The 23717-nt window shown below is 50.6% G+C and carries 22 protein-coding genes; 12 read left to right on the forward strand and 10 right to left on the reverse strand.

The window, feature by feature from the left end; all coding sequences use genetic code 11:
- Positions 1 to 165: 165 nt before the first annotated feature.
- Positions 166 to 1236 carry a LacI family DNA-binding transcriptional regulator gene (locus LC084_RS03500; RefSeq protein ID WP_226569390.1) on the forward strand — a complete coding sequence of 357 codons (1071 nt, stop codon included), beginning with the start codon at positions 166 to 168 and terminating at the stop codon, positions 1234 to 1236.
- Here LC084_RS03500 and moeB read toward each other — a convergent pair.
- Entirely contained in the window at positions 1233 to 1991 is a 759-nt protein-coding gene (gene moeB, locus LC084_RS03505; RefSeq protein WP_226569392.1) for a molybdopterin-synthase adenylyltransferase MoeB, read from the reverse strand. The two genes, LC084_RS03500 and moeB, sit on opposite strands and share 4 nt — an antisense overlap.
- 1 nt (position 1992) lies before the next feature.
- A complete protein-coding gene (gene moeA / locus LC084_RS03510) occupies positions 1993 to 3225 on the reverse strand; it encodes a molybdopterin molybdotransferase MoeA (protein WP_226569394.1) in 1233 nt (410 codons plus the stop codon).
- 243 nt (positions 3226 to 3468) lie between these two features.
- On the opposite strand from moeA, the gene LC084_RS03515 reads away from it, so the two are divergent.
- From LC084_RS03515 to gsiD, 5 genes are all read left to right on the forward strand, one after another.
- Complete coding sequence (locus LC084_RS03515; RefSeq protein ID WP_226569396.1) at positions 3469 to 4416, forward strand: isoaspartyl peptidase/L-asparaginase family protein; 948 nt, start codon at positions 3469 to 3471, stop codon at positions 4414 to 4416.
- A gap of 3 nt (positions 4417 to 4419) precedes the next feature.
- Positions 4420 to 6276, forward strand: coding sequence for a dipeptide ABC transporter ATP-binding protein (locus tag LC084_RS03520; RefSeq protein ID WP_226569398.1), 1857 nt, complete (start codon positions 4420 to 4422; stop codon positions 6274 to 6276).
- A gap of 42 nt (positions 6277 to 6318) precedes the next feature.
- Positions 6319 to 7863, forward strand: coding sequence for a glutathione ABC transporter substrate-binding protein GsiB (gene gsiB / locus LC084_RS03525; RefSeq protein WP_404808322.1), 1545 nt, complete (start codon positions 6319 to 6321; stop codon positions 7861 to 7863).
- A gap of 80 nt (positions 7864 to 7943) precedes the next feature.
- Positions 7944 to 8864, forward strand: coding sequence for a glutathione ABC transporter permease GsiC (gene gsiC / locus LC084_RS03530; RefSeq protein ID WP_226569400.1), 921 nt, complete (start codon positions 7944 to 7946; stop codon positions 8862 to 8864).
- 17 nt (positions 8865 to 8881) lie between these two features.
- Positions 8882 to 9796, forward strand: a complete 915-nt coding sequence (gene gsiD, locus LC084_RS03535) for a glutathione ABC transporter permease GsiD (protein WP_226569402.1) — start codon at positions 8882 to 8884, stop codon at positions 9794 to 9796.
- Positions 9797 to 9876: 80 nt separating this feature from the next.
- Here gsiD and rimO read toward each other — a convergent pair whose 3' ends face one another.
- Complete coding sequence (gene rimO / locus LC084_RS03540) at positions 9877 to 11187, reverse strand: 30S ribosomal protein S12 methylthiotransferase RimO (protein WP_226569404.1); 1311 nt, start codon at positions 11185 to 11187, stop codon at positions 9877 to 9879.
- Between the two features lie 201 nt (positions 11188 to 11388).
- Between rimO and LC084_RS03545 the strand changes: the two genes are divergently transcribed.
- Positions 11389 to 11775, forward strand: coding sequence for a biofilm formation regulator BssR (locus LC084_RS03545; protein WP_226569405.1), 387 nt, complete (start codon positions 11389 to 11391; stop codon positions 11773 to 11775).
- A 61-nt stretch (positions 11776 to 11836) separates the two neighbouring features.
- On the opposite strand, the gene LC084_RS03550 is transcribed toward LC084_RS03545, so the two are convergent.
- The gene (locus LC084_RS03550) at positions 11837 to 12463 is read right to left on the reverse strand and encodes a glutathione S-transferase family protein (protein ID WP_226569407.1); all 627 of its coding nucleotides are present in this window, start codon (positions 12461 to 12463) and stop codon (positions 11837 to 11839) included.
- Between the two features lie 241 nt (positions 12464 to 12704).
- Between LC084_RS03550 and dacC the strand changes: the two genes are divergently transcribed.
- A complete protein-coding gene (gene dacC, locus LC084_RS03555; RefSeq protein ID WP_226569409.1) occupies positions 12705 to 13913 on the forward strand; it encodes a serine-type D-Ala-D-Ala carboxypeptidase in 1209 nt (402 codons plus the stop codon).
- 61 nt (positions 13914 to 13974) lie between these two features.
- Here dacC and deoR read toward each other — a convergent pair whose 3' ends face one another.
- From deoR to LC084_RS03570, 3 genes are all read right to left on the reverse strand, one after another.
- Complete coding sequence (gene deoR, locus LC084_RS03560; protein ID WP_226569411.1) at positions 13975 to 14742, reverse strand: DNA-binding transcriptional repressor DeoR; 768 nt, start codon at positions 14740 to 14742, stop codon at positions 13975 to 13977.
- A 69-nt stretch (positions 14743 to 14811) separates the two neighbouring features.
- Positions 14812 to 15420, reverse strand: a complete 609-nt coding sequence (gene ybjG / locus LC084_RS03565) for an undecaprenyl-diphosphate phosphatase (protein WP_226571122.1) — start codon at positions 15418 to 15420, stop codon at positions 14812 to 14814.
- On the reverse strand, positions 15417 to 16034 hold the full coding sequence (locus LC084_RS03570) for a phosphatase PAP2 family protein (RefSeq protein WP_404808323.1): 618 nt from the start codon (positions 16032 to 16034) through the stop codon (positions 15417 to 15419). Before LC084_RS03570 ends, ybjG begins: the two co-directional genes overlap by 4 nt.
- A gap of 289 nt (positions 16035 to 16323) precedes the next feature.
- Here LC084_RS03570 and LC084_RS03575 point away from each other — a divergent pair, with 289 nt between their 5' ends.
- Positions 16324 to 17535, forward strand: a complete 1212-nt coding sequence (locus tag LC084_RS03575; RefSeq protein WP_226569415.1) for an MFS transporter — start codon at positions 16324 to 16326, stop codon at positions 17533 to 17535.
- 25 nt (positions 17536 to 17560) lie between these two features.
- On the opposite strand, the gene LC084_RS03580 is transcribed toward LC084_RS03575, so the two are convergent.
- On the reverse strand, positions 17561 to 18766 hold the full coding sequence (locus LC084_RS03580; RefSeq protein WP_226569417.1) for an MFS transporter: 1206 nt from the start codon (positions 18764 to 18766) through the stop codon (positions 17561 to 17563).
- A 211-nt stretch (positions 18767 to 18977) separates the two neighbouring features.
- Here LC084_RS03580 and LC084_RS03585 point away from each other — a divergent pair, with 211 nt between their 5' ends.
- Both LC084_RS03585 and LC084_RS03590 read left to right on the forward strand, forming a co-directional pair.
- The gene (locus LC084_RS03585) at positions 18978 to 21209 is read left to right on the forward strand and encodes a TonB-dependent receptor (RefSeq protein ID WP_404808348.1); all 2232 of its coding nucleotides are present in this window, start codon (positions 18978 to 18980) and stop codon (positions 21207 to 21209) included.
- 41 nt (positions 21210 to 21250) lie between these two features.
- Positions 21251 to 22255 carry an ABC transporter substrate-binding protein gene (locus LC084_RS03590; protein WP_404808324.1) on the forward strand — a complete coding sequence of 335 codons (1005 nt, stop codon included), beginning with the start codon at positions 21251 to 21253 and terminating at the stop codon, positions 22253 to 22255.
- Between the two features lie 61 nt (positions 22256 to 22316).
- On the opposite strand, the gene ykgO is transcribed toward LC084_RS03590, so the two are convergent.
- Together ykgO and LC084_RS03600 are read right to left on the reverse strand one after the other, a co-directional pair.
- Positions 22317 to 22457 (reverse strand): type B 50S ribosomal protein L36, encoded by a 141-nt coding sequence (ykgO, locus tag LC084_RS03595; protein WP_072567575.1) that lies wholly within the window; start codon positions 22455 to 22457, stop codon positions 22317 to 22319.
- Positions 22457 to 22720: a type B 50S ribosomal protein L31 gene (locus LC084_RS03600; RefSeq protein ID WP_226569421.1), complete on the reverse strand. Its 264-nt coding sequence runs from the start codon at positions 22718 to 22720 to the stop codon at positions 22457 to 22459. Before LC084_RS03600 ends, ykgO begins: the two co-directional genes overlap by 1 nt.
- A gap of 157 nt (positions 22721 to 22877) precedes the next feature.
- Here LC084_RS03600 and LC084_RS03605 point away from each other — a divergent pair, with 157 nt between their 5' ends.
- Positions 22878 to 23483 carry a class I SAM-dependent methyltransferase gene (locus tag LC084_RS03605; protein WP_226569423.1) on the forward strand — a complete coding sequence of 202 codons (606 nt, stop codon included), beginning with the start codon at positions 22878 to 22880 and terminating at the stop codon, positions 23481 to 23483.
- Positions 23484 to 23717 lie beyond the last annotated feature (234 nt).

Raw genomic sequence — 23717 nt, forward strand, 5'->3', positions numbered from 1 at the left:
GGTGAATTCACCTTAAAGGAGAAAAAAAGCAGGTAATAGCGGATTTTGTGCAAATATTCTCATACATGGCAAAAATGCTCTGCCATTATTAGCTTGAATCCAGTTATCGCCTTATTTATGGGAAATGAAAATTTTTTCATTTCGCAAATGGAGCCAGATCACAAAATGGATAAAAAGCTAAAAATCGCCGAAATCGCAGCCCGTACTCAGCTCTCTGTCAGCACCGTTTCCCGCGTACTGGCAGGGAAAGCAAATACCAGCCAACGCGCCCGCGAGCAGGTTATGGCTTGCGCCCGCGAATTGGGGGTATTTCAGGGGATGGCGGCAGGCCGGTTGTTGCTTAACAGTATTGTGGTGTTTGCGCCACAACGTGCTTTTGACGAACGCTCGGATATCTTTTACTACCGTGTGATTCAGGGCATCAGTAAAGCGGTTGCCGCCCATGATGTTCGGCTACGGTTTTGTGCGCTGGAAGAAAATGACAGTGACGCCAATGCGTTTTTGAGCCGCATGAATGAAAAAGAGACCGAAGCTGCACTGTTGGTGGGGATTGATGACCCTCATATCCATGACCTGGCCGTCGATATCGGTAAGCCCTGTATCCTGATTAACTGCCGTGACCAGAAAATGCGCTTGCCTGTAGTGGCTCCCGACCATGCGTTAATTGGCACATTTGCTGCCAGTTACTTGTTTGATATGGGGCATAAATCTGTCATGAATCTGCTGTGCCTGCGCCGCTATACCATGGAGTTACGCCTGGCCGGAATTCGGGATGCATGGGATGCCCATAACCTGCAATTTTCCCCGGCAGATAACCTGCTGGTGGCCGATAATTTTAGCGCGGCGCAAAGTGAGCGCATTGTTACGCAATGGCTTGGTAACTTACCCGCCGCACGCTTGCCCAGCGCTTTGTTGGTGGGTGGGGATTTTATGGCTTCAGGGGCGGTGAATGCCCTGCAAAAAGCAGGTTTACGGGTGCCACAGGATATTTCTGTAATGAGTATTGACGGGTTCAACCTGGCGGCTATTCAGGATGTGCCGTTAACTGCAGTGCATGTCCCGCGTGATACTTTGGGCGAAGAGGCTGTGCATGTTTTACAACAGCGGCTCATTCGCCCTGAAGCTCCGGTTGGGACATTGCTACTTAACGGCTCATTGGCTGTGCGTGATTCAGTCCGGCGTATCCGGCCAGGTAAACGCCCGGCCAGCGTACAACGGGATGGTTTGTATGGTTAACTGGCCGCTGTGCCACAGACCTCACAGCCCGGATTGCGCGGCAGGCGCATTTCCCTGAACTGCCCGCTCATGGCATCGTACATCAGGATTTTGCCACTTACCGGGTTACCAAACTGCGCCTGAACTTTAATGGCTTCCATTGCCTGAAGCGCACCAATAACGCCTACCAGTGGAGACATCACGCCAGCTTCTGCGCAGGTGAGCGCATTTTCACCAAACAGACGGCTCAGGCAGCGGTAGCAGGGTTCATCCTGTTGCCAGGTAAACACGCTAATTTGCCCTTCCATACGAATTGCGGCCCCGGATACCATGGGAACCCGATGGTTGTAGCAGCTTTGGTTGATTTGGTTACGGGCAGCTACGTTGTCTGTACAGTCAAGCACTAAAGTATGCTGGCTCACCAGTCTGCTCAGTTCACTCCCTTCCAGTAATGCATTGTGTGTAGTAATTTGCACCAGCGGGTTGATAGCAGCCAGAGCCTGGCGGGCCGATTCTACTTTTGGCATGCCCAGGGTTACATCTGTGTGTAACACCTGGCGCTGCAGGTTGGATACCGAAACGGTGTCGAAATCGAGTAACGTCAGATGGCCGACCCCCGCTGCTGCCAGATACTGCGCCGCGGCGCAACCTAACCCACCCAGCCCGACAACCAGCATACGCGCCTCTTTCAGCGCTTCCTGGCCTTCAAAGTCAAAACCACGCAGTGAAATTTGCCTGTTGTAGCGCAGTATTTCGGCATCGGACAGTTCAGCCATATCAACCCCCGAATAAGTGGTTGAATAACTCGACATCCACCCATTCTCCTGGCTCAACATGGCCCCGTTCGCGTTCCAGCACAATAAAACAGTTGCCAGCATGGAAAGAGCTGAACACATGTGAGCCCTGGTTGCCGGTGCTGCTGACAACTAACTCGCCCGCGCCATTGGTGTGCAGAATGCCACGCTGGAAATCCAGGCGACCTGGCGATTTTTTAAGGCGCTGAGTGGTTTTCACCCGCAGCCGTTGGCCCCCCGCTAAGCCAGTTTGCCCGCTAAAGCAGGCCAGCATGGGTAAAACCAACTGGTAGAATGTTACCGCGGCTGAAACGGGGTTGCCCGGCAAGCCACAGAACCAGCTATGGCTGAGTTTGCCAAAAGCGAAAGGTTTACCTGGCTTCATTGCCAGTTTCCAAAAATGGATGGTTCCCAGTTCATCAAGAATTTGTTTGGTGTAGTCGGCTTCACCAACCGATACGCCACCAGAACTGATCACGACATCTGCAAGTTCATCGGCTTTCTTGAACGTTTCCCGCAGTAACTCAGGGTCATCTTTCACCGCACCAAGGTTAACGACTTCATACCCGGATTGCTCCAGCATGATGTGCACAGTTAGGCGGTTGGTGTCATAAATTTGCCCCGGCCCCAACGGTTGCCCTGGCTGTTGCAGTTCATCTCCGGTGGAGAATACTGCCACTTTGACCTTACGCTTCACACAGACTTCACCAATACCCAGAGACGCAATAACCGGGATTTCAGCAGCAGTCAACCGTTGCCCGGCGGCAAACACCACGGCATTTTTGGCAATATCTTCGCCACGACGGCGAATGTTTTGGTGCAACTTGATGGCACGGTTAATGACAATACCGTCGTCACTGGCTGTAACATCTTCCTGCATGACAACGGCATCACAGCCTTGTGGCACGGGCGCGCCTGTCATTATGCGCACACAAGTACCGGCAGGCCATTCACCAGTGAAAGGTTGCCCGGCAAAGGCTTTTCCGGCCACAGGCAATGGCGTGCTGGCGGTAAAATCCGCTTCCCGCAAGGCATAGCCATCCATCGCGGCATTATCAAAACCTGGAACATCAAGGGGAGAAAGAATATCTTCGGCCAGAATTCGGCCAAAAGCGTCGGTCAGGGGAACAATGTTAGTAGCGGAAATCGGTGTGATTTGAGACAACATTTGTTCCAGCGCCGTATCAAGAGAAATTAGCTCACTGGGCTGTGCCATGGTAAAGCTCCTGCGCTGGTAAAAAGATGGCGGTCATTATGGCAGAAAATACCCGGCCACAGAATGGTGAATCATTCAGCCAGGTATACAAGCCCGCGGATGCTCTGGCTGTGTGTTTGTTGTGTGTAACGAAACAGGAATTCGTCACCGTTAGCTATTGCGAAATAAACTGCTGACAGTACAGTAACGAATAATAAACACAGGATTATCTCATACTGACGACGTTATTCAGGACAGAGCTCAATGGAAAAAGCGGTGATAGCGATTCATGGTGGCGCAGGGACTCTTTCCCGCAGCAATACCAGCCCGGAAACAGCTCGCGAGTATACAGAAGCATTACACCAGACATTACTGGCAGGGCAGGCAATCCTCGCGGCAGGGGGAAGTGCGCTGGATGCAGTAACAGAAGCTGTGCGCTTACTGGAAGAGATTCCGCTGTTTAATGCGGGTACCGGTTCGGTATTCACCCATGCAGCCACCCATGAAATGGACGCTTGTATTATGGACGGGAGGCTGCTTGATGCCGGTGCGGTTGCTGGCGTGCGCTGCGTGCGTAATCCTATCCTGGCTGCACGAGCTGTGCTGGATAACAGCCCACATGTCCTGTTGATCAGTGACGGAGCTGAACAATTTGCTCGTGAGCAAGGCCTGGAAATAGTCGCGCCTGATTTTTTTTCCACAGCAGAACGTGCCGCGCAACTTCGTCAGGCCCGCGGCCAGGAGCAAATAGTGCTCGACCACGATGTGCCGGTACCACCGATTGCGCCTGATACGAAGTTTGGCACCGTGGGTGCTGTTGCCCTGGATGCACACGGCAACCTGGCCGCAGCGACTTCAACGGGTGGCATGACCAATAAACGCCCTGGGCGGGTGGGGGATTCACCGTTACCGGGAGCCGGGTGTTATGCCAACAATGCCAATGTGGCGGTATCTTGTACCGGAACAGGGGAAGTATTTATGCGTATGCTGGCGGCCTACGATGTGGCAGCACTAATGGAATACAGTGGTGTCAGCCTGCCGGAAGCAGCAGATCGGGTTATTAAAGAGAAGCTGGCGGCGCTTAACGGTGAGGGTGGGCTAATTGCAATAGACCGTGAAGGCCATGTTGTGATGCCTTTCAACACCGAAGGCATGTACCGTGGTGTGGCTTGGGTGGGTGATATGCCCAGTGTTGGTATCTGGCAGGAGTAGCCGGTGAGTAAGCTGAATCTGCTTGAAAACCAAGTGCTTTCTGTCTCGAACCTTAATATCTCTTTTTCCGATGGCAGGCAGGATACTGCCGTGGTGAATAATCTCAGCTTTACACTTGAGCGTGGGCAAACCCTTGCGTTGGTTGGGGAATCCGGTGCCGGTAAGTCTGTAGTGGCAATGGCTTTGATGCAACTGACTGACCCGGTGGCAGGTAAAGTGAAGTGCGATGCCATGTTATTGCGCAGGCGCAACGATCAGGTGGTTTCTCTAAGTAATATCAGTAAATCGCAATTGCAATCGGTGCGCGGGGCCGATATTGCGATGGTGTTTCAGGAACCGATGCGCTCACTAAACCCGGTATTTACGGTGGGTGAACAGGTGGCTGAATCTATCCGCCTTCATCAAGGGCTGAGTTTTCGCAATGCGTTACACGAAGCGGAACGGATGCTGGAACGGGTGCGTATTCCTGATGCCGCGCAAGTGCTGTCGCGCTACCCGCACCAGTTATCGGGAGGGATGCGCCAGCGGGTGATGATTGCTATGGCGCTTTCATCGCGCCCGGCAGTACTGATTGCTGATGAGCCTACAACAGCCCTGGATGTGACAATTCAGGCGCAAATCCTGCAACTTATTCGCGTGCTTCAGCAAGAAATGGATATGGGAGTGATCTTTATCACTCATGACATTAGCGTAGTTGCTGGTATGGCTGACCGCATTTTGGTCATGCAGGATGGGAGCAAGGTGGAAGAAGGTGAAACCACCGCACTATTGAATGCCCCTCAGCACCCATACACCCGTGAAATGCTGGCGTCAGTTTTGCATTTTGGCGCAATGCAGGGTAACCCGCTTCCCCGTACGTTCCCCAGCCCGAATGACCCGGCAGAAACCATACAGACACAGCAAAATACAGTAAGTGTGCAGGATAAACCTGTGCTGTCGGTGTCTGGCCTGATAGTGCGTTTTCCAATTTGTACAGGGGTATTTAACCGGGTTACCCGGCAGGTGCATGCGGTTGAACAGCTGAGTTTTGATTTGTGGCCTGGCGAGACACTGGCATTAATGGGGGAGTCAGGGTGCGGTAAATCCTCGGTTGGCCGGGCGTTGTTACGTTTAATAGCGGCAAACGCGGGTGTGGTTGACATTAATGGTTACCGGATGGACACATTGCAGGGCGCTAAGTTACAGGCTGCCCGCCGGGATATTCAGTATATTCCGCAAGACCCATGGGCTTCTCTGGACCCGCGTATGACAGTGGGTGAAACGGTAATGGAACCCTTGCTGATTCACCGGGTTATGAGCCGCGCCGATGCAGGCAAATATGCAGTCGAACTATTAGTGCGTGTTGGGTTGAAACCTGAACATGCGTTACGTTTCCCTCATCAGTTTTCTGGCGGGCAGCGGCAGCGGATTTGTATTGCCCGTGCATTAGCATTAAAACCGAAAGTGATTATCGCCGATGAACCGGTGTCTTCTCTCGACATGCCGATACGCGGGCAGATTATGAACTTGTTGATGTCACTGCAGCGCGAAACAGGCATCGCGTGTTTATTAATTTCCCATGATATGGCGGTGGTTGAACGTATCAGTCATCGTGTGGCTGTGATGTATTTGGGGCAGATAGTGGAGGTGGGTACACGCCAGGATGTGTTTGAAAACCCATTGCATCCTTACACGCAGCGCTTGCTCTCAGCCGTGCCGGTTGTTGATCCTGCCCGCAGGCACAGGCCAAGTATCTTGTTGTCTGATGACCCGCCATCGCCTATACGGCGCATTGGCGATGAGCCTTTTGTTGCGCCGTTGCTCGAAATATCGCCCGGCCATTTTGTAGCCCGTCATCCTATTCTGGGGGCGGTTTCTTAACCTCAAAGTGGTGCGATGCTGCCCGCTTTTCAGGAGAATGTTATGCGACAACGCGTTGGGCTACGTAGGGGAATGTGGGGTATTGCGTTGGTGGCCTGGCTCGCCCTGAGCACTCCGGCTATGGCGAGTAAAGATATTATTGTCGCGGTGGGTTCCAATTTTACCACGCTGGATCCTTATGATGCCAATGACACGCTGTCTCAGGCAGTTGCAAAGTCATTTTATCAAGGGTTATTTGGCCTTGACCGGAACATGAAAGTGGTTCCGGTACTGGCAAAAGACTGGCAGGTATCACCGAATGGCCTGGATTACACAATCACACTGCGCGAAGGTATTAAGTTTCAGGATGGTACGGATTTTAATGCAGAGGCAGTGAAAATAAACCTGGACCGTGCCAGAAACCCGGCTAACCACCTTAAGCGTTATAACCTGTATAAAGACATTACCAGTGTGGATGTTCTGGACGATTCTCATGTGCGAATTACGCTGAAAACGCCGTACTCTGCGTTTATTAACGTACTGGCGCACCCGGCAACGGTAATGATTTCACCCAGTGCCTTGCATCAGTGGGGGCGGCATATTGGTTTCCACCCGGTTGGTACTGGGCCCTATGTGCTCGATACCTGGAATACGACAGACTATTTGCGGGTAAAAAAATTCAGCGGTTACTGGCAATCTGGTTTGCCAAAGCTTGACAGTATTACCTGGCGGCCTGTTGTGGATAACAACACACGGGCATCAATGCTACAAACCGGAGAAGCGACCTTTGCGTTCCCGATTCCTTATGAACAGGCCCCTGTACTGAAGAAAAACCCGGACATTGAGCTGGTTTCCACTCCGTCTATCATGCAGCGCTATATCAGTATGAATGTCACCCGCAAACCGTTTAACGATATTCGGGTGCGGGAGGCCATTAATTATGCGATTAACCGTGATGCGCTGGTCAAAGTGGCCTTTTCCGGGTATGCCACACCCGCGACAGGAATCATTCCCCCGACAATAGCTGGGGCAACGCAGTATGCTCCCTGGCCTTGGGATCCTGCTAAAGCGCGGGAGTTATTGCGTGAAGCGGGTTACCCAAACGGTTTCACCACCACGTTGTGGTCATCTCATAATCACAGCACGGCTCAAAAAGTGCTGCAATTTCTCCAACAACAACTGGCTACCGTGGGGATTCAGGCGAAAATCACGGCGCTGGATGCCGGAAGACGGGCCTCATTAGTGGAGGCAAAAGACCAGGCAGAAAGTGGTGTACGGTTGTTCTATACCGGTTGGTCTGCGTCAACCGGTGAAGCAAACTGGGCATTGGCTCCACTATTCGCGACACAAAACTGGCCACCTGTGTTATTCAATACCGCGTTTTACAGTAATCCTCAGGTTGACCGTGAACTGGTGCTGGCTTTAAAAACAACCAACGAACAAAAAAAGGCCCTTTTATATAAGAACATACAGGACATCATTTGGCATGATGCCCCCTGGGTTCCGCTGGTTGTTGAAAAGCTGGTTTCGGCGCATCGTAAGCAACTTACCGGGTTTTATGTCATGCCTGATACCGGGTTTAGTTTTGATAATGCAGACCTTCAATAACCGTTTGCCCACAATTTTGCAGGTAGTGTAACGAAAGGAACGTTTTTGATTATGAATAATCAACGGGATGTAGCCGCGGCATGTTGACATACATAGCGAAGCGCCTGCTCGGGCTTATTCCTACACTGTTTTTTGTCAGTGTGCTGGTCTTTCTGTTTGTACACTTGCTGCCGGGTGACCCGGCAAGGCTTATGGCTGGCCCCGAAGCCGGGCCTGCTGTGGTTGAGATGGTACGCAAGCAGCTTGGGCTGGACGCACCTTTATGGCAGCAGTTCTTGCGGTTTATTGGGCAGTTGTTGCAGGGTGACTTTGGCACTTCAATGGTTTCCCACCGGCCTGTAGCTGAAGAGATAGCCGTACGTTTTATGCCTACATTTTGGCTGGCTTGTTTGAGCATGGCCTGGGCGGTAATTTTTGGCTTAATCAGTGGTGTTGTCGCTGCTGTCTGGCGTAACCGTTGGCCCGATTACCTGAGCATGGCTCTGGCAGTAACGGGTATCTCCTTCCCGGCTTTTGCTCTGGGAATGGTGCTTATTCAAGTGTTTGCTGTTGGACTTGGCTGGTTCCCGGTTGTGGGAGCTGATTCCTGGCAACACTATATTCTGCCTTCCGTTACATTGGGCGCAGGGGTTGCAGCCGTGATGGCGCGTTTCACCCGGGCGGCATTTGTGGATGTGTTGCAGGAAGAATATATGCGCACTGCCAGAGCCAAAGGGCTGCGGGAAAGGGTTGTTATCCTCAAGCATGGGTTGCGCAATGCGATGGTGCCGGTTGTTACGATGATGGGGTTGCAATTTGGCTTCTTGCTGGGCGGGTCTATTGTAGTGGAAAAGGTCTTTAACTGGCCGGGGCTTGGCAGGTTATTGGTGGATTCAGTAGAAATGCGTGATTACCCGGTTATTCAGGCCGAAGTTCTGTTGTTTTCACTTATCTTTATTTTGATAAACCTGGCCGTGGACGTTATCTACGCGCTACTGAATCCGGCCATTCGTTATAAATAGAAGGGTGAAACGAGCAAATGACGCTGTTTAACTGGCGACGCCAGGCAATTATCAAAGCAATGCCTGTGGTTCATCCGCACCGGGGTACTCCCCCCTGGCGCACGTTCTGGAGACGTTTTCGCCGCAAGCCCGTCGCTATGGCTGCGGGTGGTTTTGTTTGCCTGTTGATAATTCTGGCAATCCTTGCACCCTGGATAGCCCCTTATAACGCACAGACTTACTATGACTACGACCAACTGAATGCCGGTCCTTCACTGGCTCACTGGTTTGGTGTGGACTCCCTTGGGCGTGATATTTTTTCCCGTGTTCTGGTTGGTGCGCGTATCTCGCTGGCGGCCGGGGTGCTGGCGGTGTTTATTGGCATGGTAATTGGTGCCGGGCTTGGGCTGGTGGCTGGGTATTATGAGGGCTGGTACGACCGGCTGATTATGCGCCTGTGCGATGTCATGTTTGCTTTCCCTGGGATTTTGCTCGCTATTGCGGTTGTTGCTGTGATGGGAAATGGAATGAGCAATGTGATTATCGCGGTCGCTATTTTTAGTATTCCTGCGTTTGCTCGCCTGGTCAGGGGCAATACGCTGGTATTGAAAAACCAAATGTTTATTGAGTCAGTGCGCAGTATTGGCGCTTCTGACTGGGTAATTATAGTGCGCCATATTCTGCCCGGTACTTTGTCGTCTATTCTGGTATTTCTGACGATGCGCATTGGGCTATCTATTATTTCTGCATCCAGCCTTTCATTTCTGGGAATGGGCGCTCAGTCTCCCACCCCGGAGTGGGGCGTGATGCTCAGCGAAGCTCGCAGCGATATGGTGATTGCACCCCATGTGGCTATTTTCCCAAGCCTTGCGATTTTCCTGAGTGTACTGGCATTTAACTTATTGGGGGATGGGCTACGAGATGCCCTGGAAGGCGACGGCCCTGAATCATAAAAGAGCCCGTGATGGGTAATGCCGGTTCTGAAGGGAGTAGAGTTAACCCCAGACCATAAAATAGGCCTGGGGTTAGCGGGTTAGCGAACCAGTGAGCCCCACAAATCGTATTCGTCGGCGTTTTCCACTTTCACTTTGACGATATCCCCGGCTTTCAGGTGTGTTTCACCATTCAGGTATACCGCACCGTCAATTTCAGGTGCATCGGCCATGCTGCGGCCAATTGCGCCTTCTTCATCGGTTTCGTCAATCATAACCAGGATTTCCCGGCCCACTTTTTCTTGCAGACGTTCTGCAGAAATCTTCTGCTGTAACTGCATAAAGCGGTGGAAGCGTTCTTCTTTGACATCTTCCGGCACCGGAGATGGCAGTTCATTGGCTGTTGCACCTTCTACCGGGCTGTATTTAAAGCAACCGACACGGTCAAGGCGGGCTTCAGTGATGAAATCCAGTAGCATCTGGAAGTCTTCTTCTGTTTCGCCAGGGAAGCCGACAATAAATGTCGAACGCAGCGTTAATTCTGGGCAGATTTCCCGCCAGCGCTTAATGCGCTCAAGGGTACGCTCAACGGCGCCTGGGCGTTTCATCAGCTTCAGGATTCTGGGGCTGGCATGCTGCAGGGGAATATCCAGGTAAGGCAGAATCTTCCCTTCCGCCATCAATGGAATGACTTCATCAACATGGGGATACGGGTATACATAGTGCAGGCGAGTCCATACACCAAGCCGGGAAAGCTGCTCACACAGGCTGACCATGCTGGTTTTCACTGGCTGCCCATTCCAGAAGCCAGTACGGTGCTTCACGTCAACGCCGTAGGCAGAGGTATCCTGAGAGATAACCAGCAATTCTTTTACCCCTGCTTCAACCAGGCGTTTGGCTTCATCCAGCACTTCACCAATTGCCCGGCTGTCGAGGTCGCCGCGCATAGAAGGGATGATACAAAAGGTGCAGCGATGGTTGCAGCCTTCTGAAATCTTCAGGTAAGCGTAATGGCGTGGCGTTAATTTTACGCCTTGTTTTGGCACCAGGCTGACAAACGGGTCGTGCTCAGGTTTGGGCGCATAATGGTGCACATGGCTCAGTACCTGTTCATAGCTGTGCGGGCCGGTGATTTCCAATACTTTGGGGTGGACATCACGGATTTGGTCTTCCTTTGCTCCCAGACAACCTGTGACGATAACTTTACCGTTTTCGTTTAATGCTTCACCAATCGCTTCCAGTGATTCCTGGACCGCGCTGTCGATAAAACCGCAGGTGTTAACGATAACCAGGTCGGCATCGTCATAACTGGGTACCACATCATAGCCTTCAGTACGTAATTCAGTCAGGATGCGCTCTGAATCCACCAGATTCTTTGGGCAGCCTAACGACAGAAATCCAATTTTTGACATTTTTTATACAGTTCATTGCTCACAATCGGGCGATTATACCCAGTCAGCCCCATGACAGCCACAGCCTGGCGTGTAGCTGTAATGTAAATTCTGTATTCTGGTGGTCAAATATTGACCTAAAGCAGCATTCAGCGCATCAATCAGATCTAGCCTTATTGTATTAGCCAGAGTTATGTCTTTGGCTAATATCAAGGGAGGTTTATGATGACCGCAAATACATGCAAAGCTGAACTGATGGCAAAAATGGCCGCAGCCCGGGCAGCATTGCAATGCTACTCTCAGTTGCGGCAGGCCAAAGGATATATGTCCGTTAACGAAGGTCTGCAGTTACGGGAAACATTGCTGGCGTTGTGCAATGATTTTCGTGACGACTGGCCTGCTATTCGGGCTGACTTGCCAGGCAGTGAAATTACTGATTTTCATCGGGCAATAGAAGCAGTGGCTTCGGCATCTTTATGTTTATTGTCAGGTGGGCATGATTGCCCGGCTTATATAACAGTAGATGCCAGTAAATTGCAGGCATGCATTGATGACCTTGATGAATGCCTGAACCACCTCGAACATCATGCTGAAGATGGGGTGACATAATAATGATGCGGCGCGCTTTGGGAAAAAGCGCGCCAGCACTGGAGAGCTGAGTTGTTGCCTGTTAGCTCAAAGGAATCATCACGATACGCTGAAACGCCGGGCGTTCTGCCAGGCGTTGATACCAGTTACGCAAATGTGGCCATTCAGGCCAGGTAATATCCAGGTTCAGCAACCCATAAACCATGGGAGCCGGGGCGATGTCGGCAATACCGAATTTGTCGCCAGATAACCATGCAGAACCCGCCAGCGCCTGGTCCAGCATAGACAGTAACCTTTCACACTCCTGAAGGCCTTGCTCAATACTTTGTTGGTCGCGCTGTTCCGGTGGTGTTCTTACCATAGGAAGGAAAACACGGCGGAAAGCGTAGGGAAGTGTGCTGGCAGACCAGTCCATCCACTTTTCACCCAGTGCGCGTTTTGCCGGTTCTTCTACCCACAGGCTCTGTTGCCCGTACTGAGCTGCCAGGTAACGCACAATGGTGTTGGATTCCCACAGCGTAATGCCGGTTGCGTCATCCTGCAGGCATGGGATGAGTGCGTTAGGGTTCATGGCAAGGTACTCTGGCTCATGTGTTTTCCCAAACTGACCACCGACCGGAATATTGTCATATTCCAGCCCCAGCTCTTCCAGGCACCATAATACTTTCTTCACATTGGTTGAGTTGTTTCTGCCCCAGACTTTAATCACCCTGTTCTCCCAAAAAAGTTAATTTTTTTGTCAGTATGCGCGTTGGTGTTCAATATACCAACATGTTGTTTATTAATTGGTAACAATGAAAAGCAGGGTTCCCGGTTATCGCATAAACTTAAAAAACTTTACCAATTCAAGGTTTCTTTAACGCAGGCAGCGCGTTAGGTTACTGACTATCTTTTTTTAGGCAGGTCGCAAGGCGCTGTTGTTTTGGAATGGATACTCAGGTGGCAAAGTTATGAAAAAACGTGGTTTATCCTCCTCGTTTCGTGCCTGGTGCGCGGGAACAACACTTCTCTTACTCGTTTCTCCCCAGGTTTTTGCTGAGCCAGCCGCACCTGCGGCTCCGGCAGTTGATGCAAAGGCCTGGATTCTGATGGACTATGCCAGTGGCAAAGTCCTGGCCGAAGGTAATGCTGACGAAAAACTGGACCCCGCCAGCCTGACGAAACTGATGACCAGTTATGTCGTCGGCCAGGCACTGAAAGCGGGTAAAATTCACCTTACGGATATGGTGACTGTGGGCCAGGATGCCTGGGCGACCGGCAACCCGGCTCTGCGTGGCTCGTCGGTTATGTTTTTAAAGCCCCGTGATCGTGTGTCTGTTGATGATCTCAATAAAGGTATTATTATTCAGTCAGGTAACGATGCCTGTATTGCCATGGCAGACTATATCGCTGGCAGCCAGGATGCTTTTGTTAACCTGATGAACGGTTATGCAAAACGGCTGAATCTGACTAATACGACATTCAAAACGGTACACGGTCTTGATGCGCCAGGGCAGTTCACCACTGCGCGCGATATGGCGTTATTAGGCCAGGCGCTGGTACGTGACGTGCCAAATGAATATGCCGTTAACAAAGAAAAAGAGTTTACGTTTAACAATATTCGCCAACCTAACCGTAACCGCCTGTTGTGGAGCAGCAGCCTGAATGTTGATGGCATGAAAACCGGCACGACGGCTGGAGCCGGGTATAACCTGGTTGCCTCTGCAACGCAGGGGAATATGCGGCTTATCTCGGTGGTTCTCGGCGCGAAAACTGACCGTATTCGGTTTAATGAATCAGAAAAATTACTGACCTGGGGTTTTCGTTTCTTTGAGACAGTTACCCCCATCAGCCCTGACAGGCCCTTTGTGACAAAACGTGTCTGGTATGGCGATAATTCAGAGGTCAACCTGGGTGCTGGCGATGCCGGTGCCATTACGATTCCTCGTGGGCAAATGAAAAACCTGCGAGCGTCTTATACCCTGAATTCTCCTGAATTAACTGCACCTTTGAAAAAAGGGGAAGTGGTTGGGACAATCAATTTCCAACTGAATGGGCAAACAATAGAGCAGCGCCCGTTAGTGGTAATGGAAGCAGTGGAAGAAGGCGGTTTCTTTAGCCGGATATGGGATTACATCCAGTTCAAATTCCACCAGTGGTTTGGTAGCTGGTTCTCCTGATTCTGGCGTATTGATTCCAAATCCTGTTACTTTATTGGCCCGGTTCGTCCGGGCCTTGTCATTATTTGCAGATAACGGTGATTGCGTTGGCGCGAGTGGCTTCCAGATACTCGGGCACAAGGGCCTTGTCTGTTACCAGTGAATCAAATGCACTTAGTTCACCCATGAATGCGCCACGAACTACGCCAAATTTACTGTGGTCGGCAACCAGAATATGGCGGCTGGCCGCTTTCATTGCCCAGTGTTTTACGGGCAATTCATTAATATTAAAACAAGTAATACCTTTTTGAAGGGAAACCCCGGCAGCAGAGAAAAATGCCAGATCAGGCCGCAGGTGATCCAGCGTGTCCTGAAAAGTGATGGGAGTAAAAACCGCGTTTTCATGGTGAAATTCACCACCACACAGAATGACCTTGCACAAAGGTTTTCCCTGCAGGCTGAGGAAGGTATTCAGGGAATAGCAAATACCGGTAAACGGCAAGTCATCAGGAATGGCATCAATAATTCGAGGGATGGTTGTGCCACAATCAAAAAAGACAGTGTGATGTGGTTTAACCAGTTTCGCTGCCAGGCGGCCAATTTGTTGTTTCTCTTTTACCTGACGGTGCTCTTGTACGCTGAGCAAATAATTACCGGCGTTAGCAGCACGCGCTGCTATTACCAGGTAACCACCTAATAACGAAACCGGCGCATCAGTGGTATTAATATCACGGCGGATGGTCATTTCAGACACCCCCAACAACCGGGCAGCCTCTTTTAAATGGAGTTTATCGCTGCGTTTAATTGCCAGCAGGAGTTGTTGGACCCGCTCGTCGTGTCGTGTTTCCATAGCGCTCTCATTAAAAAACCCGGCGGTCAGTGCCGGGTTAATGACAGCATATTAGCGCCATGTATGAGGTTAGTCACGCACCCAGCCTTTGTTGATAAGCGGGGAAAAACAGGCGCGATAAACACGTTGTGCAAGGTGGAAAAACTTAACACCCAGGCTTGGCCAGAGAATTTGGCTGGTAAGACAGGAAAGTAGACCCACCAGGAAACCACCTGCCATATCCAGTGGCCAGTGTATGCCAAGATAAACGCGCGACCAGGCAATGGCGCAACCTAAAACCAGCATGAGTATTCCGGACCAGACTCTGTGCCAGAATAAGAATGCAATTGCGAAGGTGAAAATAACGGTACCATGATCGCTGGGGAATGAATCATCAGCACTGTGGTGTAACCACTGGTAACCGATACCCTCTGCGAAAGGGCGCGGATGCGGGAAAGCCAGGCCCAGGCCCCAGGAAACGGCCAGGCTAACAGCCATCGCCACGGTTAGTTTGATAACCAGGTGCCGCTGGGTTGAAATCTGCTGGCGTGGGCCCCACAGCCACAAAGCGACTGCCAGTAAGGGCACAATTGAAATCATATCCCGCGCGATAAACACCGCAAGGCGGATCAGCCATTCCGGAGAAGCCGGTGTAGCGTTTACCAGCAAAAATAGTGTGGTGTTAAGTGTTTCCATTATCTCCCTCTTTTAAAACGCGCAATACCCTGAGATAACCCAAAATAACCGACAACCTGAACCAGCCACACCCACCAACCCGCCCACAGGTTATGGCTGAAAAAGTGTGCGCCACGCATCACCTGGCCATATCCCATGACAAGCCCTAACATGGCGCCACAGAACAAAACAAACCAGGCCAGCCGGGGTTTTTCTGGGTAAAACCAAAAGAAAAACGCCATTGCCATAAACCCGCTTGATGCATGCCCGCCAGGAAAACAACGCCCCGGCCCACTCAGTGCAGGCACATGGCCGAACAGTGGGTATTCCACTGCGTTGCCACCGAAAGCGAGCAAGTCCCATGGGCAAGAATGGTGGCTGGTTGCCTTCAATATGCCTACGGCAGCGGCACCAAGGCCCATTAATAGCGCGATAGCGACCATTCGTGAGTTCTTCTGCCATGCTCCTTTCACCAGCATGTAAGCAGCAGCGCCAATAACAAGGTACTTCAACAGCCGGTGATTAATCCTGTCGAGCCAGAGATTATCTTTCCAGGGAAAGTGGTGTGTTATTGGGTCGAACCAATAATTTGTCAGCGAGTAATCCAGTACCTCGTTACGCGAAAACCAAAAAAACACAACCCCTGATACGGCCAGGGCAAGAAGTTGATAACCATAAAAATGCAGCGGCAAAACGTAAAGGGAGTTTGTCCTGGTTTTTACCTGCGGATGGCTATTTTTGTAATGTGACATGGTTTATCAAAGGCACGGATTTAATAGTGGGCAATGCTAGACCGTTGTGCTTAAGAAAACCTTAAACAAAACTGACACAAAAGTGTTTTTTTTTATTCATTACAATTTGACTGGCACTTTCGCAACATTACCTTAAACTCTGCCCGACCGCTTATTGACAGTAATTAAGGATACAATGGGAAACAAGCGCAACTCATTCAGTTATATCGTTATTTTTCCACTTAGCCTGGTGCTGTATGAGTTTTCTACCTATATCGGCAACGACATGATCCAACCGGGAATGCTGGCCGTAGTGGCTCAATTCCAGGCGGATATTTCCTGGGTTTCTGGTTCGATGACTGCTTACCTTGCCGGTGGCATGGTATTGCAGTGGTTACTGGGCCCTTTATCTGACCGGCGTGGGCGGCGCCCTGTTATGTTGATGGGCGCGCTGTGGTTTATCCTCACCTGCCTGGCAACGCTGTTGGTGCATGATATTGTGACATTTACCGTGCTACGTTTTATGCAAGGCATAGGCCTGTGCTTTATTGGTGCCGTGGGGTATGCCGCGATACAAGAATCATTCGATGAAGTACGCTGTATCAAAATTACTGCGCTGATGGCCAATGTTGCGCTTATTGCGCCTCTGCTTGGGCCCCTGGTGGGGGCTGCATGGGTCTCTGTTGCGCCCTGGGAGTGGATGTTTGTGTTATTTGCGGTGTTGGCTTTAGTCGCCTTTATTGGGCTGCTGAAAACGATGCCTGAAACCGCCACTCGTATTGGTGAGCCGCTTTCATTGCCTGCGCTGGTTAAAGATTACAGGCAGGTGTTGCGTAATGGGCGTTTTGTTGCTGGTGCGCTGGGGGTTGGCTTTGTCTCATTACCTTTACTGGCGTGGATTGCACAGTCTCCGGTGATGATCATTGAAGAACAGGGGTTGTCTTCTCTGGATTATGGTTTGTTGCAGGTGCCGATTTTTGGCTCGCTAATTGCGGGGAACCTGGTGCTGGCAAAACTCACGGCGCGCCATGCTGTCCGCAAATTGATTTGGTTGGGTGGCTGGCCAATCACTCTGGGATTGCTACTGGCGGCATTGGCAACCTGGTCAAACCCACATGCCTGGATGTGGATGACCATCGGGCTGAGCCTTTATGCCTTTGGGATTGGTCTGGCTAATGCAGGGTTGGTGCGTTTAACTCTGTTTGCCAGCGACATGAGCAAAGGCACGGTTTCTGCTGCAATGGGAATGTTGCAGATGCTGATTTTTATTGTAGGGATTGAGTTCAGTAAACATGTTGAACTGGTGGGCGGAATAGGGGCGTTTTCTGCGGTAAACCTGGCCTGTGGTTTTATCTGGGCTGCCCTGACTACCTGGTTTTTGTGGGATAAATCCGCAGGTAGCAAGTAACAGCCCTTATCGAATGGATTGCGCTTTATATTGTGGTGCTGGGTGCCTGCTGGGGTTTTGCTACGGCACGGGCAACAACGGCAGCAACAATCATTAATGCCAGCACCACCACCATAGCGTTACGTAAACCGTAGTGCTCCCCGAGGTAGCCAAGCATTGGGGGGCCGACCAAAAAGGCAATATAGCCAGTTGCGGCAACCACACTCACCCGGGCTGGTGCATTGGGGCCAGTGTCGCTGGCAGCTGAAATGGTAAGCGGGAACCCCAGTGATGCCCCCGCGCCCCATAACAACACCGCACAACCCGCCACGAACGGGTTATCGACAAACACAATCAACCCAATTCCCAATGCGCCCAGTAATGCACTGGTGCGCACCACTGCAACCCGGTTATATCGGTCAATAAACCAGCCCCCGGTAAACCGGCCCAACGTCATTCCCAGTGTAAAGCCGGTATAGATTAATGTGCCGGATGTTTGGGAAAAACCATGCCCATCTACCATCAGTAAAGATAGCCAGTCGGTAGCAGAGCCTTCTGCAAGTGCCATCGCCAGAATCACAACCCCGATTAGCAGCAATTGAATATCACGCCAGAATGGAATATGTGCTGGCGGGTTACCTTGTTCTGTGGAAGTGGAATTGCCACTGTCATGAGGAGGAATGGCGCGCACAGCAATAACCAGTGGAACCAGGGCGGTGAGGCCAGCAGCAAATAAATGAAAACTAACGGGCAATTTCAATGCAGACAAGCCAATGCCCACACCCGCGCCGATTAATGTACCGAAGCTATAACACCCGTGCATCACCGGCAACAAGGTTTTACCCCGCAGGCGCTCAACAATGGCCCCTTCTACGTTCACCGCGACTTCCGATGCCCCAAGCCCGGCCCCCAGGCAAGCGAGACCCAGGGCAAATAACCTGGGCAGGCCAGGCAGTAATGCGACAGACATCAGCAAAATACCAGCAACCACCAACGACATCGCAAAACGAATGACCTTTCGGGTACCAAAGCGGTTGACCAGCCAACCTGAACTCAGAATGCCACTCATCGAGCCAAGTGAGAGCCCGAACAGCACGATCCCCATTTCACCAATCGAGACTTGCAAGTCATCGCGAATGGCCGGAGTACGAGAAGCCCAGGAGGCCATCAGCAGGCCGGGGAGAAAAAATAACGCGAACAGAGCCCATGTGCGCTGGCGCAAGGCGTGCGAAGAGGATAACGAGGAAAGCATAAAATCCCTGTAGCTAAGTTCCGAGAAATGCACAGTAACAACTGCATGAAAGGTTGTACATAAGTGTGCCAAGAAACTTTTTTGTTATGGCTATGATAACCAATTGATTATGTTTGCTTATATATAACTAATTGCCGGGAAAGTCTGATCTCGATCAAAAAGTGAGGCTCGTCACAGATCGTAATATAATATTTTATATTACGATGATGACATAATGAACAAAACAAAGCTTGCATTACTCATTCCGTTATTGGCAGGAACGATCCCCACTCCAGGGTTCAGCGCAGTTTCAGAAGACAGTTCGGCAGCCAGTAGTACGCCAGCAACCACCACTAAGTCTGGTAAAGAAGACAAAATAGTGGTGACGGCGAAGCAACAAAGTCAGGGCGACACAACTCAGGAGGCAAAATCCGGTGCCGGTTTTACCACGCAGCAGGTTAATTTAGGGCCGCTGGGTGATAAAAGCTGGACTGATACCCCGTATTCCACCACCACTATCACTCACCAAATGATTGATAACCAGCAGGCGAAAAGTGTCAGTGAGTTACTGAAATATGCGCCAAGTACTCAGATGGAAGCCCGTGGTGGTATGGATGTGGGCCGCCCACAAAGCCGTGGTATGGAAGGCAGTGTAGTGGCGAATACACGGCTTGATGGCCTGAACATGGTTGCCACCACGGCGTTTCCGGTAGAAATGCTGGAGCGCGTGGATGTGCTTAATAGCCTGACAGGTGCACTTTATGGCCCGGCAAGCCCGGCAGGGCAATTTAACTTTGTGGCGAAACGCCCTACAGACCAGCCTTTGCACCGCGTCACTCTTGGTTATCAGAGCCGTGGTGCCTACACCGGCCATGTTGATTTAGGCGGCCATGTTGATGACGGTAAATTTGGTTATCGAGTCAATTTATTGCACGAAGAAGGTGAAGGTGATGTTGCCGGTAGCACGTTGCGCAGGAAATTAGCCGCCGTAGCGCTCGACTGGAATATTCAGCCCGGAACCCAGGTTCAACTGGATGCCAGCCATTATGAGTTTATTCAGAAAGGTTATCCCGCCGGTTTCAGCTATGCCAATGGCATTAATCTTCCTTCGGCATCGAAATTAAACCCAAAAAATAGAAACTACGCGTTGGACACAGCAGGGGTTGATCTGACAACGGATACCATCAGCACCCGTTTGTTACAGGATTTCAATGATGGCTGGTCTCTGACAGCAGGTGTGGGTTACCAACAAGCGGACCGCGCAATGCGCTCTGTCTCAAATACGATTAGCGATAACAATGGCACATTGACCCGTAGCCTGTCAGATTCCAGTGCGGCCGGGCGTTTCAGAGTGCTGAGTAATATGCTCAGCCTTAATGGCCATGTTGATACTGGCAGTATTGGTCACGATCTTGCTTTCGCAACAACGGGGTATGTCTGGAGTATCTACTCTGCGAAAGGTAGCAGTGTGCGATACAACCTGGGAACAACAGATTTATATGACCCTGATTCTATGGATGAACCCGGTGATGGCAAAATTATCACCAATGGTGACCGTTATCGTTCCAGTACCAATACCCAGCAAAGCATCACCGCCGGTGATACCGTTACATTTACACCAAAATGGTCGGCCATGTTCTACCTTAGCCAGAGTTGGCTGGAAACTGCCAATTACTCCAGCTCCGGTACTAAAAGCAGCCAGGTTAACCAGGACGGCCTGAGCCCGAACGTCGCTTTAATGTATAAAATCACACCTGATGTGATGGCTTATGTGAGCTATGCGGATTCTCTGGAACAGGGAGATACCGTTCCCACCGGAGAAGGGCTGAGCAATGAAGGGCAGACCCTCGATCCGATTCGCAGCAAACAATATGAAGTTGGCCTGAAAGCCGAGGTGAACAACATGCACCTTGGTGCAGCGCTGTTTCGCCTGAAACGCCCCTTCGCCTATGTTGACTCAACCGACATGGTTTACAAAGAAGAAGGGGACCAGGTTAATAATGGCCTGGAGCTGACCGCATCTGGCCCGGTTATGGAAGGCCTGAATATCTACAGTGGCGTTACCTTCCTTGACCCGCAACTTAAAAATACTGTTTCCGAAAGCACCAGTAATAAATGGGTTGTTGGGGTACCAAAAGTACAGGCAAATATGCTGGTGGAATACAGCCTGCCGAGTATGCCGCAACTGGTCTATAGTGCCAATGTGCACTATACCGGTAAGCGCGCGGCAAACGATACGAATACCACCTGGGCCGGGAGTTACACCACACTAGATTTAGGTACCCGTTATTCCACGGTATTTGAAAATATTCCCACGACATTACGCCTTTCCGTTAATAACGTAACCAATCGCCGTTATTGGGCATCCATCTTCCCTGCATCCACTGATGGCTCAGGTACGTCCAACAGCGCTTTCCTGGGGACAGGCCGCGAAGTTCGTGCAACGGTAACGTTTGATTTTTGATTGATTCTGAGGCCGCTTCTTTATTGAAGCGGTAAAAACGAATGATACGATCTTTTCATGTAGTTGTTGCCAGCCTGATGGTGTTGCTGAACCTGGTTTTTACACCTGTTTTTGCCGCTCAACCATCACATAGTGATGTGCGCATTGCTACGTCCTGGCCTGCGCAAAACACCATTCTTGCCATGCTGGGTTACGGCAAAAATATTGTTGGTACTTCAGCAATAGCAAAACGTATTCCACTGTTTCGCCAGGCGCTACCAGATATTGTAAATGTGCCGGATGTAAGTATCACTTCCAGCCACGATATCAACCCTGAACAAATCCTCGCCCAACGTGCTCAATTGTTGTTTGTGCCTGAAAATATGCATATTGCTAAGCAGGATACTCTGGAACAGGCAGGCGTAAAAGTGCTGGCACTACCAGATAACTCGATGGCGGCAATGGTTGAACGGGTGGTGGAAACAGCACAGGTATTGGGGCCGGACGCGCAGCAAAAGGCGCAACTATTCCAGGCCTATTTTAATCACAATGTGGCACTGGTTCGCTCCCGCCTTGCTGGGATCCCAGACAACCAACGCTTGCGTGTTTACCATGCCATGATGACGCCGGTAATGACTTCGGGTAAACCCTCTTTAAATGATGACTGGATTACCCTTGCCGGGGGCAAAAATGTAGCGGCAACATGGTTTGGCGGCAAAGCCAATACTACTGGAGAAGTGCCGGTTGAGCGTGCTGTAGCTGCAGACCCGCAGGTTATCATCGCCATGACAAACCAGACTGCGCAAATGATAGAGCACTCACCTGAGTGGCAAAGCACCAGTGCGGTTAAAAACCATCGGGTGTTTGTGAACCCGCGAGGGATGTTCTGGTGGTGCCGGGAAACCAGTGAAGAAGCATTACAGTTTGTCTGGCTGGCTAAAAAACTCTATCCGGCGCAATTTCAGGATGTTGACATGAGCAAAATGACTCATGACTTTTACCAGAATTTCTTTGGGCTCAACCTGACTGCTGCACAGGTTCAAAACGTGCTGGCACCGCAGCGCTGATGCATTAAATTGAAAAGCCCCGGGTACAGTCCAGTTGTGCCGGGGCTTTTTCTTTACCACCTCAACGGCGTTTTTTCTTGCCCTGAACCGCTTTAAAGCGTGGGTTGCTCTTACAAATTACGTATACGCGCCCTTTGCGTCTAACCAACTGGCAATCCGGATGGCGTTGTTTAGCAGAACGTAATGAGTTCAGTACCTGCATTATTGCTTGTCCTTCGTATTAAAAAAACGACCAAAGCGCTGATTAAACCGGGCAGCGCTGCCTTCATTGGTGAAGGTTTTCTGCTTACCGGTGTAGTAGGGATGCGAAGCTGAAGAAACATCGATAGTGACATACGGGTAAGTGATGCCATCAAGTTCAATTTCGCGGTCTGTTTTAATGGTGGAACCCACTTTTATGTAGTGGTTTGCGCTGGTGTCATGAAACACCACTGTGCGGTATTCTGGGTGAAGTCCTGGTTTCATACTGCCTCATCAATTGCAATTAATGTTATAACATAACAATCATGATACGAGCTATGCTGGTCAAGTGCAAGTTGTCTGCTGTTTAACTATGTTGAATGGATGGTTGATAAGTTGAGCCTGTTCACCAGCCTGCTAAAAACAAAGGTGCAATAGCAAAATGAATAGATGGGATGAACGCTACAGCCAGAAAGGCTATGCCTATGGAACAGAACCGAATCAATTCTTAGTGGAGCAGGTTAATGCCCTTAACCTGGCAGCCCCACTGAATATTCTCAGCCTTGGTGAAGGTGAGGGACGAAATGCGGTTTACCTTGCCACTCAGGGCCACCATGTTCATGCAGTTGATGGTTCGGCTGTGGGTTTAGAGAAAGCCAAAAAACTGGCTGAGCAGCACCATGTTTCCTTAGTAACACAGGTAGCTGACCTCACCCATTTTTCCATCGAACAGCCTTGCGATGGGGTGGTAATGATTTTCTGCCACTTGCCTTCAACTGTACGCCATGCCATTCACCAGAAAATTATGGAAGCTCTGGTACCTGGTGGTGTTCTGATTTACCAGGCGTACTCAACCCGCCAGCTTAATTACCAAACCGGTGGCCCGCGTGAAGTGGATTTACTGGTGAATCTCAATGAGCTGGAAGAGAGTTTTAGTGATATGCGTGTCTTACATGCCTGTATGCATGACAAAGAAATTTATGAGGGTAAATACCATACGGGCCTGGCCTCAGTAACAGAATTTGTGGCAAGGAAATCATTCGAGTAGCTATTTTCTGGTAAGGGGAAATGACATTTTTAGCATGAGTTACAGCCACCATTAGAACGGACTGCCAGTATCTGCCGCTACTTTGCAGCCATTGGTACGATATGTGATAGGTAACTTGTTGATTTTACGACAGCTAAATCGCAGGCAATAAAAAACCCATCAATCTTGAACCAAAATGGCGTGATTGATGGGCTCCACAAATTTGGGGACATCAAAGAAAAGCAGTGGCACTAA

Origin of the sequence: Mangrovibacter yixingensis, assembly GCF_020523985.1 — a bacterium.
In the GTDB taxonomy this organism is placed as follows: Bacteria; Pseudomonadota; Gammaproteobacteria; order Enterobacterales; family Enterobacteriaceae; genus Mangrovibacter; species Mangrovibacter yixingensis.

Coding starts and splice junctions, on each gene's coding strand:
- LC084_RS03500 (WP_226569390.1), top strand. CDS start 166: ATGGATAAAAAGCTAAAAATCGCCGAAATCGCAGCCCGTACTCAGCTC.
- moeB (WP_226569392.1), bottom strand. CDS start 1,991: ATGGCTGAACTGTCCGATGCCGAAATACTGCGCTACAACAGGCAAATT.
- moeA (WP_226569394.1), bottom strand. CDS start 3,225: ATGGCACAGCCCAGTGAGCTAATTTCTCTTGATACGGCGCTGGAACAA.
- LC084_RS03515 (WP_226569396.1), top strand. CDS start 3,469: ATGGAAAAAGCGGTGATAGCGATTCATGGTGGCGCAGGGACTCTTTCC.
- gsiB (WP_404808322.1), top strand. CDS start 6,319: ATGCGACAACGCGTTGGGCTACGTAGGGGAATGTGGGGTATTGCGTTG.
- gsiC (WP_226569400.1), top strand. CDS start 7,944: ATGTTGACATACATAGCGAAGCGCCTGCTCGGGCTTATTCCTACACTG.
- gsiD (WP_226569402.1), top strand. CDS start 8,882: ATGACGCTGTTTAACTGGCGACGCCAGGCAATTATCAAAGCAATGCCT.
- rimO (WP_226569404.1), bottom strand. CDS start 11,187: ATGTCAAAAATTGGATTTCTGTCGTTAGGCTGCCCAAAGAATCTGGTG.
- LC084_RS03545 (WP_226569405.1), top strand. CDS start 11,389: ATGATGACCGCAAATACATGCAAAGCTGAACTGATGGCAAAAATGGCC.
- dacC (WP_226569409.1), top strand. CDS start 12,705: ATGAAAAAACGTGGTTTATCCTCCTCGTTTCGTGCCTGGTGCGCGGGA.
- deoR (WP_226569411.1), bottom strand. CDS start 14,742: ATGGAAACACGACACGACGAGCGGGTCCAACAACTCCTGCTGGCAATT.
- LC084_RS03575 (WP_226569415.1), top strand. CDS start 16,324: ATGGGAAACAAGCGCAACTCATTCAGTTATATCGTTATTTTTCCACTT.
- LC084_RS03580 (WP_226569417.1), bottom strand. CDS start 18,766: ATGCTTTCCTCGTTATCCTCTTCGCACGCCTTGCGCCAGCGCACATGG.
- LC084_RS03590 (WP_404808324.1), top strand. CDS start 21,251: ATGATACGATCTTTTCATGTAGTTGTTGCCAGCCTGATGGTGTTGCTG.
- ykgO (WP_072567575.1), bottom strand. CDS start 22,457: ATGCAGGTACTGAACTCATTACGTTCTGCTAAACAACGCCATCCGGAT.
- LC084_RS03600 (WP_226569421.1), bottom strand. CDS start 22,720: ATGAAACCAGGACTTCACCCAGAATACCGCACAGTGGTGTTTCATGAC.
- LC084_RS03605 (WP_226569423.1), top strand. CDS start 22,878: ATGAATAGATGGGATGAACGCTACAGCCAGAAAGGCTATGCCTATGGA.